The organism is Psychrobacter immobilis, assembly GCF_904846065.1.
Taxonomy (GTDB): Bacteria; Pseudomonadota; Gammaproteobacteria; order Pseudomonadales; family Moraxellaceae; genus Psychrobacter; species Psychrobacter immobilis_H.
In genome coordinates, this window is sequence record NZ_CAJGZV010000001.1 from 145,637 (window position 1) to 158,963 (window position 13,327).

Annotated in this window: 13 protein-coding genes and 1 pseudogene; 4 read left to right on the forward strand and 10 right to left on the reverse strand. The window is 43.3% G+C overall.

All coding sequences use genetic code 11. The features are described from left to right. Positions 1-144 precede the first annotated feature (144 nt). Both JMW64_RS00615 and JMW64_RS00620 read left to right on the forward strand, forming a co-directional pair. Positions 145-1,128, forward strand: a complete 984-nt coding sequence (locus JMW64_RS00615) for a DnaJ C-terminal domain-containing protein (protein WP_045442971.1) — start codon at positions 145-147, stop codon at positions 1,126-1,128. Between the two features lie 92 nt (positions 1,129-1,220). After that, positions 1,221-1,544 carry a chaperone modulator CbpM gene (locus JMW64_RS00620; protein ID WP_060490155.1) on the forward strand — a complete coding sequence of 108 codons (324 nt, stop codon included), beginning with the start codon at positions 1,221-1,223 and terminating at the stop codon, positions 1,542-1,544. Positions 1,545-1,636: 92 nt separating this feature from the next. Here JMW64_RS00620 and sstT (JMW64_RS00625) read toward each other — a convergent pair whose 3' ends face one another. The 5 genes from sstT (JMW64_RS00625) to JMW64_RS00645 all read right to left on the reverse strand — a co-directional run bounded on the left by sstT (JMW64_RS00625) (position 1,637) and on the right by JMW64_RS00645 (position 7,479). Beyond that, on the reverse strand, positions 1,637-2,839 hold the full coding sequence (sstT, locus tag JMW64_RS00625) for a serine/threonine transporter SstT (RefSeq protein WP_055123716.1): 1,203 nt from the start codon (positions 2,837-2,839) through the stop codon (positions 1,637-1,639). A 208-nt stretch (positions 2,840-3,047) separates the two neighbouring features. After that, positions 3,048-4,250 carry a serine/threonine transporter SstT gene (gene sstT, locus JMW64_RS00630; protein ID WP_109590541.1) on the reverse strand — a complete coding sequence of 401 codons (1,203 nt, stop codon included), beginning with the start codon at positions 4,248-4,250 and terminating at the stop codon, positions 3,048-3,050. A 213-nt stretch (positions 4,251-4,463) separates the two neighbouring features. After that, positions 4,464-4,952, reverse strand: coding sequence for a DNA polymerase III subunit chi (locus JMW64_RS00635; RefSeq protein WP_109590543.1), 489 nt, complete (start codon positions 4,950-4,952; stop codon positions 4,464-4,466). A gap of 36 nt (positions 4,953-4,988) precedes the next feature. Next, entirely contained in the window at positions 4,989-6,668 is a 1,680-nt protein-coding gene (locus JMW64_RS00640; RefSeq protein ID WP_201552306.1) for a leucyl aminopeptidase, read from the reverse strand. A 190-nt stretch (positions 6,669-6,858) separates the two neighbouring features. Next, positions 6,859-7,479: a cysteine hydrolase family protein gene (locus tag JMW64_RS00645; protein WP_109590547.1), complete on the reverse strand. Its 621-nt coding sequence runs from the start codon at positions 7,477-7,479 to the stop codon at positions 6,859-6,861. A gap of 564 nt (positions 7,480-8,043) precedes the next feature. On the opposite strand from JMW64_RS00645, the gene JMW64_RS00650 reads away from it, so the two are divergent. Both JMW64_RS00650 and lptG read left to right on the forward strand, forming a co-directional pair. Beyond that, positions 8,044-9,339, forward strand: a complete 1,296-nt coding sequence (locus JMW64_RS00650) for an LPS export ABC transporter permease LptF (protein ID WP_201552308.1) — start codon at positions 8,044-8,046, stop codon at positions 9,337-9,339. Next, the gene (lptG, locus tag JMW64_RS00655) at positions 9,339-10,565 is read left to right on the forward strand and encodes an LPS export ABC transporter permease LptG (protein WP_201552310.1); all 1,227 of its coding nucleotides are present in this window, start codon (positions 9,339-9,341) and stop codon (positions 10,563-10,565) included. Before JMW64_RS00650 ends, lptG begins: the two co-directional genes overlap by 1 nt. A 121-nt stretch (positions 10,566-10,686) precedes the next feature. Here lptG and JMW64_RS00660 read toward each other — a convergent pair whose 3' ends face one another. From JMW64_RS00660 to xerD, 5 genes and pseudogenes are all read right to left on the reverse strand, one after another. After that, positions 10,687-11,295 (reverse strand): class I SAM-dependent methyltransferase, encoded by a 609-nt coding sequence (locus JMW64_RS00660; protein ID WP_045454832.1) that lies wholly within the window; start codon positions 11,293-11,295, stop codon positions 10,687-10,689. A 299-nt stretch (positions 11,296-11,594) separates the two neighbouring features. Beyond that, positions 11,595-11,720, reverse strand: coding sequence for a hypothetical protein (locus tag JMW64_RS14125; protein WP_265089799.1), 126 nt, complete (start codon positions 11,718-11,720; stop codon positions 11,595-11,597). Positions 11,721-11,879: 159 nt separating this feature from the next. Beyond that, positions 11,880-12,083, reverse strand: a pseudogene (locus tag JMW64_RS14235) (tetratricopeptide repeat protein); the annotation flags it as partial. A gap of 21 nt (positions 12,084-12,104) precedes the next feature. Continuing rightward, positions 12,105-12,341: a hypothetical protein gene (locus tag JMW64_RS00670; protein ID WP_109590556.1), complete on the reverse strand. Its 237-nt coding sequence runs from the start codon at positions 12,339-12,341 to the stop codon at positions 12,105-12,107. A 24-nt stretch (positions 12,342-12,365) separates the two neighbouring features. Continuing rightward, positions 12,366-13,304, reverse strand: a complete 939-nt coding sequence (gene xerD, locus JMW64_RS00675) for a site-specific tyrosine recombinase XerD (RefSeq protein ID WP_201552312.1) — start codon at positions 13,302-13,304, stop codon at positions 12,366-12,368. Between the last annotated feature and the right edge of the window lie 23 nt (positions 13,305-13,327).

Here is a 13,327-nt window from a genome sequence, read left to right on the forward strand (position 1 = left end):
GGTATTGAATTTTTGTATTACTATCATTATTAGATAGACTATCGTTACCACCTGTTATGTCGCAGTTGAATAAATTTCCGTACCATATCGTTTAAAATGGGCATACCAGTATCATTAACATGCTTTTATGTTGAGGACAAAAACATGGCAGAGAAAAATTACTATGACATTTTAGGGGTCAAAAAAGACGCGTCAGCTGCAGATATTAAAAAAAGATACCGTAAGCTTGTGCGTCAATATCACCCTGATGTGAGCGATGATCCAGATGCAGACAATAAGATTGCTGAGATTAATAATGCTTACGAAACCATTAGAGATAAAGAAAAGCGTGCCGAATATGACGCCATGCTAGACAATCCCTTTGCTGGTCAAAGTGGTGGTTTTGGTGGTCAATCTGCAAGTGGCGGGCAAGGCGGCTATCGCTGGGAAGATATCAAAGATCAGTTTGGTGAAGGCGAAGCTTATGGCGATGGTGGCTTCCGCTTCGATGACATCTTTTCGGCATTTGGTCGTGGTGCACGTGGTTCAGCTGGTGGACAATCGCAGCGTGGTGGTTTTGGCTCGCAAGATAGCAAAGGTCAAGATCAACATGCAGAGATTACGGTTGATTTGGCGTCCGTTTATAATGGCGACGACTACAGCATTAAGTTGAATGTCCCTATTCGTCAACCGAATGGCAGTGTCGAGTATGACAACAAAACGCTGAAAATTAAAATCCCTAAAGGCATTACTGATGGCAAGCAAATTCGCCTAGCAGGGCAAGGTGCCGCTGGTATTGGTGGCGGTAAAAACGGCGATTTATTTTTAAAAGTAAAAATCCGTCATGCAGACAATATCCGTATCGAAGGCGCTGATGTTTATCAAACCGTCAATATAGCGCCATGGGAAGCGGCGTTGGGTGAAAAAATCAACGTCAGTACGCCAGCTGGTACGCTTGCTGTGACTGTGCCTAAGAACAGCAAGTCTGGTAGCAATTTACGTCTAAAAGGTAAAGGTATCCCTGCTAAGCAAGCGGGTGATTTGTATCTAACCTTAAACATCGTGAACCCTGATATTAGCACTGAGGCTGCGACCCAAGCTTATGAGCAACTAAAACAAGCCTTTGCCGATATCAATATTAGTCGTTAATGGCCACCAAAAATTACTCACATTGAAACACTGTAATAGAGATGAAGACCATACGATAACGATGAAATAAAGAGCAAACGAGGATAATAGCTATGAAACACTCGCCTGAATTTACCGACATTATCATGAGCTTGGATGAGCTGGTATCTGCCTGTGGCCAAGAGCGCCAATGGGTCATCGAATTGATTGAAGAGGACATCATCGAATATGATGTGCCGGAACGTGAGCAGTTCACTGGTTATCAGCTGACGACAGTGCGCCGTGCCTCGCGCCTTAGCCGCGACTTTGAAGCCAGTGTTCCTGCGATTGGCTTGATACTTGAGTTATTGGATGAGCTCGAACAATTACGCCAATTTAAACGCCAATTAGATATGCAGACACCAGTGATTGAAATTGAAATCGATCCTTTAAAATAACTTATATCCCTTTTATTCAGTATATAAAAAATCAGCACAAAAAAAGGGTCTCTAAAATGAGACCCTTTTTTTACAAATAATATATTTAGCGTTTAACGCGCATATTTTGGATCAGCTGCTGCGGTAAACAGTACATCCGTTGAAGAGTTCAACGCCGTTTCTGCCGAATCCTGTATCACACCAATAATAAAGCCAATCGCAACCACTTGCATAGCGATATCGTTTGGAATACTAAATAAGCTCGCTGCCAATGGTATAAGCAATAATGAACCACCAGCGACACCAGAGGCACCGCAAGCACTAATGGTTGCAACCAAACTGAGTAGCAGTGCTGAGGCAAAGGTCACTTCAATACCGAGTGTATGCGCGGCTGCAAGCGTTAAGACGTTAATTGTAATCGCCGCGCCTGCCATATTAATGGTCGCACCCAGTGGAATTGTTACCGAATAAGTATCTTCGTGTAGACCCAGTTTGCGGGCAAGGTTCATATTGACGGGAATATTGGCAGCCGAGCTACGCGTAAAGAATGCGGTAATCCCTGACTCACGCAAGCATTTGAATACTAGCGGATAAGGGTTTTTGCCCGTTTTGATCAGTACAATAATAGGATTAGCAATCAAAGCGATAAATAACATACAACCGACCAGTACCATCAAAATACGCGCATAACCTGCCAAAGCCGCAAAGCCTGTCTCAGCGACGGTGTTGGCAACCAAACCCAATATACCAAAAGGTGCTAGGGCAATGACCCACTTCACCACTTGGGAGATGGCGTCAGAAAAATCACCGACCACAGTGCGTGTGGTATCACTGGCTTGACGCAGGGCGAAACCGATGATAATTGCCCACGCTAATATACCAATATAGTTGGCTTCAGCGATGGCATTAACTGGGTTTGCGACCAGATTTAGCAGTAGATTGGTCAGTACTTCTTTGAGGTTGGCTGGTGGGACTTGCTCAATTGTGGCGTTGACCAATACCAGTTCTGTCGGAAATAAAAAGCTCGCGCCAACTGCCGTTAGTGCGGCTAAAAAAGTGCCAAACATATACATGATAAGCACAGGCTTGACGTAGACTTCATTACCGCTGCGATGTTGGCTAATGGCCGCCATGACCAACACAAATACCAGTATGGGTGCAACGGCTTTTAGTGCTCCTACAAATAAGGTACCCAACAATCCTAAGGCAATACCGATATCTGGTGCCAACCAACCTATCAATACTCCCGCTATCAAACCGATAATAATAAGTGGTACTAGACCAATGCGCTTATACATCGCAAAAAATGAATACATCCTTACCCCGACAATCTAATGAATAATAAAAGAGATCAAGCCATTTTATGTTTTTTGCTTTACTAGTCTCATACTCATATAAAGCTAAGATTCGTAAAACAGAATAAAAATGGGTAAAGTATAACCAAAAAAAGGGCAGTTAAGCCCTTTTTTATTTTTATACCTATCAATCAAGGTGATTGGTTCGTTATTGTTAGCTCAAGTGACATTAGCGTGCATATTTTGGATCAGCAGCGGCAGTAAACAAGACGTCTGTTGATGAGTTCAATGCGGTCTCTGCGGAGTCTTGCAGCACACTAATAATAAAGCCAATAGCCACCACTTGTAGCGCAATATCATCAGGAATATTGAATAAACTGGCCGCCAAAGGAATGAGTAGTAATGAGCCACCAGCGACGCCAGAGGTACCGCCAGCACTGATTGTAGCGACTATACTTAGCAGTAATGCTGAGCCAAAGGTCACTTCAATACCGAGTGTATTCGCGGCTGCAAGGGTTAACACATTAATAGTAATAGCGGCACCTGCCATATTAATAGTGGCGCCTAATGGCAGGGTGACTGAATAAGTATTTTCATGTAACCCTAATTTGCTAGCAAGGTTCATATTGATAGGAATATTGGCAGCAGAGCTACGGGTAAAAAACGCAGTAATACCAGATTCGCGTAAGCAGGTGAATACCAGTGGATAAGGGTTTTTACCCGTTTTTAAGTATACGAGGAGAGGGTTAGTCACCAAAGCAATAAACAACATACAGCCTATCAATACTAGCAAAATTCGTGCATAGCCCAATAACGCAGTAAAGCCAGTATCAGCAACGGTATTGGCGACTAATCCTAAAATACCAAAAGGTGCTAGTGCGATGACCCATTTGACTACTTTTGAGATGGCATCTGCAATGTCATTGACAGTGCTGCGAGTCGTCTCGCCAGCTTGTCGTAGCGCAATACCCATAATAACGGCCCAAGCTAATATACCGATATAATTAGCATTGGCTAGGGCAGCAACTGGATTGGCGACGAGACTGAGTAATAAATTGTTCAATACTTCTTTTAAGTTTGCTGGCGGTACTTGCTCGATGGTCGCATTCACTAACGTCAATTCGGTTGGGAATAAAAAGCTGGCACCAACAGCGACCAAAGCGGCTATAAAAGTGCCTATCAGATATAAAAACAGCACCGGTTTTACATAGACCTTATTCCCGCTACGATGTTGACAGATAGCAGCCATCACTAAAAAAAATACCAGTATAGGGGCAACAGCTTTTAGGGCACCTACGAACAGAGTCCCCAAAATACCTAAGGCAATACCCACACTTGGCGCCAGCCATCCTATCAAAGTACCTAGTACTAAGCCGATAACAATCAGCGTTACCAATCCGATTCGTTGGTACATCGCTATTAATGAATGCATTTTTACCCCTTTAGTCCATTTGGAAATAAATATTAGCTTAACAATCGTTAGCTTAACGACCGAAGGATGTTAGCATTTTTTGTGATAAGCGCCTACTGACAGATTTTATGAAGCAGTAGGCAATAACGTACTTATAAGCCTCTAAGAATTTTAAAAGTCAAAATTTAAGCATAAAAAAACGCCATGACTGGCGTTTGATTTTGTAATAGAAGACTAAACTTTGAAATGGGTAAGCTCATACCCTAATTGCTGGTAATGCTTATATTTAGCGCGTCCTGCCTCAGTGCTGACCGTATCAGGTTTGATAAGCTCTAAAATACGAGTGGGCAATGTATTGCTGGTAGCATTTATAAAGTTATTAACGGGACGTATCGTAGTATTGAGTACGATCCCTTTAAAATCGGCTGGCATATAGCTGGCAAGCAACACTGGTGCTAATAATTGATTATTAATATCAGTATGAACACCGTCAATATCAGCGCTTTCAAGATTAGAATCTAAAAGGCGTTGATGCGGTATAAAGCTCGTATCGTCTTGTGCCCAAAGGGCTTCATCAAGCGTCGACAGCAATGCATCGTCTTTTTCGATAAGAATCAATAACGACTGGCTGCTTTTATTGAGCGCCGTCTGGGTCAGCTGACAAATAAAGCCCAAGAAATCTTGGGCTTTATTCTCAGTTAATACATAAAAGCTAACTTTCATAGAGTGGTTTTCATTGAGTGATGATTCATCAATAGATTATGCCATATTTGCGCTATTTTTTAGGTATTGCATGAATAATGGCACAGGACGACCAGTCGCGGCTTTGTCTTGACCCGAAATCCATGCCGTACCAGCGATGTCTAAATGCGCCCATGCTTGACCTTCTTCGATGAAGCGCGATAAGAAACAGGCAGCAGTCACAGCACCAGCACCTTTACCACCGATATTTTGAATATCAGCGATAGGTGAGTCAATCTGCGCTTGATATTCGTCATCCATCGGCATGTGCCAGATAAGGTCGCCTGATAGGTTACTGGCGTTTTCTAAGTCAAACAACACATCTTCGTCATTACTAAAGACTGCCGAGCGTACATAACCCAACGCAACCACACAAGCACCAGTCAAGGTTGCGACATCAATGATGGCTTTTGGCTTATAATACTTCTGTACGTAGCATAAGGTATCGCACAATACTAAACGACCTTCAGCATCGGTATTCAGGATTTCAACGGACTTACCGTTCATAGCTATGATGATATCGCCAGGGCGCGTCGCCTCTCCTGATGGCATATTTTCAGCACAAGCTAGTGCACCGACAACATTGATAGGTAGACGCGCTTCACATAGTGCTTTTAGGGTACCAAGTACCGCAGCAGAACCGCCCATATCAAATTTCATCTCATCCATCGCCGCACCCGGTTTGATTGAGATACCACCTGAATCAAAGGTGACACCCTTACCAACAAGAACGATAGGTGCATCATCATTTGTAGTTTGGACATTGTCTTCGCTATTTTGGTCAGCATTTTTAGCGGCTTTTTTGCTAGCAGCTTTGGTTGGTAATTTATCAGCCAAGGCTTTGAGACCGCCAGCTACTTTTGCGCTGTTGGTAGTGGCTTTGCTAGTAACGGCATCAGCATTGACGCTAAAATTAGACTTGCCACGATACTCCATCAGTACCAGCTTACCTTCTTTGGTAGAGCCTTGCGCGACCGACAAGAAGCAGTTCATACCCAGTGCTGACATCTCGTCTTCGCCAAGTACCGTGACTTTTAAGAGGTCAGGATAAGTGGCTGCCAATTCTTGTGCTTGTTCTGCCATATATGCTGGGAAACAGATGTTACCCGGCTCATTAGCGACATCACGGGTCAAGCTTTGACCAGTAAAGACCGCTTGTGCAAAGTCTAATGAATCTTCTAAAGACGACTCTGCCAATAAGTAGATATCCGTTAAAACAGGCGTTTGCTGCTCAGATTTGTACTTGTCAAAACGATAGCTTGCTGCCAGTAGGCTCAGCGCAAATTGACTAAACTGGTTCTCTTCTAAGCTATCACCTAACGCCACAGTGATAGAGTCGACGCGTTTTTGAGTGCTCTTATAAATGGTCTTGGCAATTTTTTCTAGAACGCTATGACGCAATTTATCAACATTACCCACACCGACCAATAATAGCTGTACTGGATTTTCTTTGGTGGTTTTTTTATCACCCGCTAGCGCATAGTCAGCGACGGTTTCACAAGCTTTGCCGTTAAAGTGTGATACTTCAATTAATTGCTCAATACGGGTTTGATAATCGCTCAATACTGACTCAGCTAAGATGTTTTTCTTATCATCGATTAAGACGACGAGGCAGGCCGCGTCTTTACTTTTCGCTTCTTTTTTGAGGATTTTTTGCGTATGGGTTTTTGGCAGTGTTTGGGTTAATTTAATATTCATATATTTATCCTTATTGGGGTTATGACATTATAGTTATGACGTTAACGCTATGAAAATGGCAGATTTTTTTAATTGCTGATACCTGTTAAATTATCAGATTGTTTGGCCAATCAAGCAATCGCAATAGTGTAGCATATTGCGAGGTGAGTGCGCAGTGAGCAAGGTTTAGGTCATGGGTTCGAACTGCTTATTAGCTATTAACTAACTCATCGGTTGCTACTAAAGCGGCAAATCTATCTTGTAGTGCTGCCATCGCGGTAGCATGTATGGTATCAGCGCTGATTTTCTCTTTTTTATAGTCAGGCAGGTCGCGAGTGGCACAAGCATCATGGCAAACGAAACTGTCAAAGCCTAAATCAAAGGCGGCTCTCACGCTTGAGCTAACACACATATGACTCATAAAGCCTGCAAAAATAATTTGCTGTTTTTGCGCAGCTGAAATAAGTGCTTGAAGCTGGGTATCATGGAACGCATTGGGATTTTTTTTGACGATGACGGTTTCGCTATCCTTTGGTTGTAATTCAGCGATAATCTCGACGTTAGATGACAAAGGATCAAAAACGTTGCCATTATCTGCGCCATGATGCGCAATATGGAAGATAGGAACGTTCTGTTTACGAGCTTTGTCTAGCAATAGTCGCGCATTTTCAATGGCGTTCGTACCAGCTTGCCCCAATGGCATCGCCCCATCGACATATTCGTTTTGATAGTCAATAAAAACCACGGCGCAATTTGACCAATCGAGCGTATCAAATTGACCACCAGCGATTTCAAGTAAAGTAGAAGGGGTAGAAGCAAGTTTATTTGTCATTAATATTCTCCATTGGGCGAGATAATTAGGAATTTTTAGTTTTCTCAGTTTAACAAGTAATCCTAACGGTGCGAGGGCAGTGATACGAATGACACACAAAGGTTTCCAAATGACATCAAGTAAAAATATCGTGCAAAGACTTAATAAAAAGGCTTCTTAGATAAGACAAACTAATGAGTTAAATGCTAGTTATTCTTCTCATATCTTATCTATTATTGGTGAGCCATACAGCGTTATAGCAAGAGGGGTGCAATGTTTGCAAACACATTTCACAGCCATTTTTGAGCAAAATATGCTAGGATTAGCGGTTATCTTTATCGCTAATTTTTACAGCATGTCGCTAACCCGTCTCGCAGATATTTTCATATCTTTTGCCGTTGCTTTTAGGGCTGTTTAAGTATCTGATTGAGCAGCACGGTCTTGTATTTCTATTGTCCAGTTATCGGTATCCGCTATTGTATTTAGAGCGGTCCATAATTGTCAGTGTTTGCCAATAAAGCTGCGATAAATCGTGCGACTATCAACCTTTTTAAAAGAGTGCCCATTGTGATATTACGCCGCTATATGACTCAACAAGTTGCCTCAACGACCGCATTGGTTTTGGGGTTTTTAGTGGTGATGATGCTGGGCGGTCGTTTGATCCGTTACTTTGGGATTGCCGCAGAAGGCAATTTAGATATCAGCTTGTTATTTACCATCATTGGTTATAATTTGCCGTACTTTTTAGAGCTTATCCTGCCATTAGCATTTTTTATCGCTCTCATGCTGGTATTCGGGCGGCTGTATGTCGATCAAGAAATGGCGGTGATTAATGCCAGTGGGGTGTCGCGTGGTAAACTTGCCCGTTTGATGACGCCTTTAATCCTGGCGTTGTTCGTTGGGGAAGCAGCTTTATCTATCGTTGGTAAACCGTGGGGCGTACGCTCATCGGAAAGTGTCTGGCAACAGCAGGCATTGACCAGTGCTTTTGATTTAATTCGTCCCAATGAATTTATTAGTAGTGGCAATTATCATTTGTATGTGGGCAGCTTGAGCGATGATAAAAAGCAATTGCAAGATGTGATATTAATTCAATCTGAGCCTGAAAAAAAGGGCAGTGCCGCTAAAAACAACACTGCTAAAGAGGCTGCCGTCGATGTTAAAAATACCATCGATCCCGAAACAGCTGAGCAATTAAATATTTCAGACATGCCAAATATGCCAACTGCGATTACTAATAATACCAACATCAGCAAAGATACTATTACGTTGGCTAAGCGTGCCGAGCAAGTAGACACGGGTAATAGCGGTGTGACCCAATTGGACTTGTTCCAAGGGCGTCGTTATGAAGTCGGTGCTGGCAGTCTGAAATACAATCAAGTGGGCTTTGATCGTTACCGCATTACGTTGACAGAATCCTCAAAAGAAGTCATCACCGAAGATAATATCGAAACGCAAGCGATTGGACCATTATGGCGAGCCGCGACGGGTGGTACGGCAAGTAGTGGCAACTCGCTGCGTGTGGCACAAAGTGAGCTTGGCTATCGTTTGGCATTGCCGTGGTTGATGATCATTGCACCAATGCTCGCTGTACCACTGGCGCAAGTACGTCCGCGTCAAGGTCGCTGGTTGCGCCTATTTCCTTCTATTTTATTGTTTGTCAGCTGTGCGCTGGGTATTATTTCACTCAAAAACGCTGTTAGCAAAGGCAGTGTGAGCGTCTGGGCATATGCGTGGCTCATTTTAGGATTTATGGCATTGGCGCTTTATATGAATTGGGGTAGCCGTGTGCAGCATCGATTACGCTTTCGCAAACCGAAGAACACGCCTTTAACGGTTGCCGATCATCAGAGCAGTGGCTCACAAGGAGGGCAGTCCTAATGAGTGCCTTATTCTCTAAACCGTCCAATCCTGACTCGCAAAACGCTCATGCTAAGCACGCTCGTAAACCTGCCAAACTAAAAGTGCTGAGCCGTTACGTCAAGCTGAACGCTTTGCTCGCAATCGTCGGAGCTGTCATAGGCTTGTGGGCATTACAGCTGGTATTCTCTTATTTATCTGAGCTAGATTCGTTAGATGATAGCTATACGATGGGCGAGGCGATTAAGTATATTTTTTATCGCTCGCCTTATTTTTTAGAGCAATTTATTCCCACTGGCGCATTGCTAGGTGCAGTGGTTGGCTTGGGCTTGCTTGCCAATAAAAGTGAGCTGGTCGTGATGCGCGCCGCTGGCGTCAGCGTTTATCGTATCGTCGGTTGGGTATTGCAGCCTGCTTTGATTTTTGTGTTGCTCGCATTGATTATCAATCAGTTCGTGCTGCCGCACTCTAATCAATTGGCAAAAGAAATCAACGATGAAGACAGTAGTTCATTGGTCACCTCGGTACGCGGTTATTGGACGTTGCAGCCACGCTTTGAGAGTACAAAAGATGGCAGTGCCAAGCCAGATGGTAGCGATATTTTGTATATCGATTATGCTGATGTGCAAGGTAATATCGGCGAAGTTAAACGCTGGCATTTAGACAATAATGGCAATCTGCAAACGGCCATTCACGCTGAGGGTGGTAAATATATTGGTCGTGAACCTGTTAATCCTGCCAGCAGCAAACCGAGCGAGCAATATCGCTATGAGTGGCAGCTGAACAACATGACCAAGCTGATGATTAATCAGGGCTTTGAGAGTAGCCAAGCCATCTCACCGTCAGATACCTTAAGCCTGCCCTTTGCCCCTGAATCGGTGTATCTGCTTACTCGTAAGGCAGAGGATTTGTCATTGACTCAGCTGTATGAGCATCGTCAATTTATGCGCCAACAAGGCACGCGCTCGTTAAGTCATGAGCTGGCTTTTTGGCAAAAACTGCTCTCACCGTTATCGATTCTATCGCTAGTTATAGTTGCCTGCTCATTCGTCTTTGGCTCACTACGTACGCATAGCTTAGGCTTGCGTATCGTCGTGGCATTATTGTTTGGCTTGCTATTTAGTTACGTGCAAGACTTGGTTGGCTTTGTCTCATTGGCGACTGGATTTTCGCCGTTATTAATGGTGATATTACCGATTATCGCCAGTGCGATATTGGGTGGCTATTTGCTTAAACGGCAGATGTAGCCAGATATCATTTGCCATAAAGAAGCCCGCTAGATCATGACGATTTAGCGGGCTTCTTTGATTATACGTATTGTAGTCTAAGCAATTTTGATACAGCTAATCGTATTTTTGGCGTTTCATATTAGTCTTTGGTCGCCATGGTAATCGTATAGGTTTTGCCTTGTTTGATCTTTTCGCTGTTGCCAAACACTTCGGTAAACGAGCGCTTCATAAACTGACGCAAGCCATTGATGGTGACCACGTAAAAACGCCCACCTTTACGCATACGGGCATAGGCATCGAGGAAATATAAATAATGCTGCTCTTTACCGACTTTGGCTGGCAAGTTTGACATCACCAAGCTAAAGTCTTTGTCTTTTGCCACGTGATTGAAGCCATTTGATAAATGCACATCGACATTTTTTAGACCGTTTTTCTCACAGTTACGGCGCGCATATTCGACTGCCATAAAATCTTTATCAATAAGCGTATGCAGACCATTCGGACATTCACGCGCTGCCGTCATACCGAGTACGCCGTAACCACAGCCCAAATCGATCGAGTCATCGTCCGCTTCAAAATCAATGTAATCAAGCAGCATCAAGCTACCGTCATCGAGCTTTTGCGGTGAAAAAATGCCCCACGTGGTCGAAAAATCAAATGGCTTACCCAGTACGTCTTGGCGAAAATTAATGTCTTCGCGCCAATGTTGGGCGTTTTTTAATAGGTCAGCAGGTGGTCTATGGCTCATGAGATTCTCGGATAATAGATAAGTAAAAGGTGGTACGCGATGGAATAAAACAGCGTACACATTATGATGGGTATTGTAACGAGAATTAAAAGAGATTGCAGCTAGGGATTACTGACGTTTTATAACGCTAATCACGTTTCTTACTTGTATCTACCTTGATGCTAGCAAGATGACTATTAATAGTGCTAGTTATACTTTAATCGAAAAAAAATTAGTGTGTGTAATAAGCCATATAGTAGTTTTGGTTTATGAGCGTGGATTTTGCTACTGATGCTTATATTCTTACTACTATGGAGTAATTAATCACCTTTAATTACTTTGTATTCGGCATCATAGTGAGCGTATAGAAAAGGTTTACCGCCTTCTTTTTCTGTTACTTTTGCCTGTAATAAGAACTTAGTACCTACAGGGTAAGACTTTCTCATTTTTGACGAACACTCGACGTTCATATTCGTATCAAGTCCCTGTCCTTCGATTGGGCGAGCTCTAATTCTTTTAGACGAACCACTTTTGATATTTTCGTAAGTCTCGATAATTACTTCTCGATAGTGAGTCATTTTATAATCTCAACCTCTCTTTTAGCTTCACATGTTTTTTAAGGAGTCTAAGCTCTTTCTTATATTAGTGTCATTTGGATCTATAGTCAGAGCATCTTCATAACATTTTCTCGCAGACGAAAACTCTCCTATGTCCGCCATTAAAGCCCCTAAATCGATATAGGCGTCCACAAAATCAGGCTCTATATCAATTGATTCTTGATAGTATTCAAAAGCTTGAACCAAATCACCTTGAGCGAAGAAATTCGAAGCCTACAGATAACAATCTCTGGCTATGCGATAGCTACTGTCTATTGCATTCGCCTGACCGTAGAGTGCAAAAGCGTCTTGATAGTTCTTCTTATAAAACTCAGCATTTCCTTGGCATTCTAAAATAGCGATAGCTGGCAAATTTGAATTTTTCAACATATTGTAAGCAGTTTCAAAATCCAAGTTTTTAAAGTGTTCAGTAATCTTTCTGACAAAACTTTGATTGTTATTATTGGTCATAAATTTTATCTCTTAGTCTCAATTCTAACCTCGCGGATGATGCTCCGCATGCAATTTCTGCAATCTCGCCGTCGCCACATGGGTATAGATTTGCGTCGTTGATAAATCACTGTGCCCTAGTAATAACTGCACGCTACGCAAGTCCGCGCCATGATTCAGTAGATGCGTGGCAAAAGCGTGACGCAGCGTATGCGGTGATAGCTCTTTATCGATAATAGCGACTTTGGCATATTTCTTAAGCAAATACCAAAAGTTCTGCCGCGTCATATAGCCGCCTTGCGCCGTCAAAAACACCGCTTGGCAATTTCCTGATTTCAAATGCGCAATCAAATCACCACGAGCATGCGTTAGATAATCTTCTAGCGCATCACTGGCATATTCGCCGAGTGGTACTAAGCGCGTTTTATTCCCTTTGCCCGTGATTTGCAGCCAGCCAGCGTTTAGATTCACTTGCTCTAATGAGAGATTAATCAATTCGCTCACACGCAGACCGCAGGCATATAACACCTCTAACATGGCTTTATCACGCAGTCCGAGCGCGGTGCTGGTATAGGGTGCGGCAAGTAGATTATCGACATCCGCTTCGGCTAAATCTTTGGGTAATGGACGACCAAGCTTTGGGCTTTTGATACGCTCGCAAGGATTGTCTTCACGCAGATTACTGGCAATCATCCACAGATAAAACTGACGCAAGCTTGAGAGCATACGTGCTTGGGTACGTGGGGTTTTGCCTTCTTGAGTAAGCGTTGATAAGCAGTGCAGCACGTCATCAGGCTGCCAGCGTGTCAGCGCGATAGGATTGGTCAGCTCGCAAGAGCGCAAATCGCGGACATAAGCATTACGAGTACGCGTTGCTAGACCGCGCGCCAGCATAGCTTGACGAAACTCAGTGATATAACTGGGTTCGTCATCTACTGCCAGCGCCTTAGGTTGGCGCTGTTGCACGGCACGATCACGGCTCATAACTCAGTACTCGGTGGTTGAAT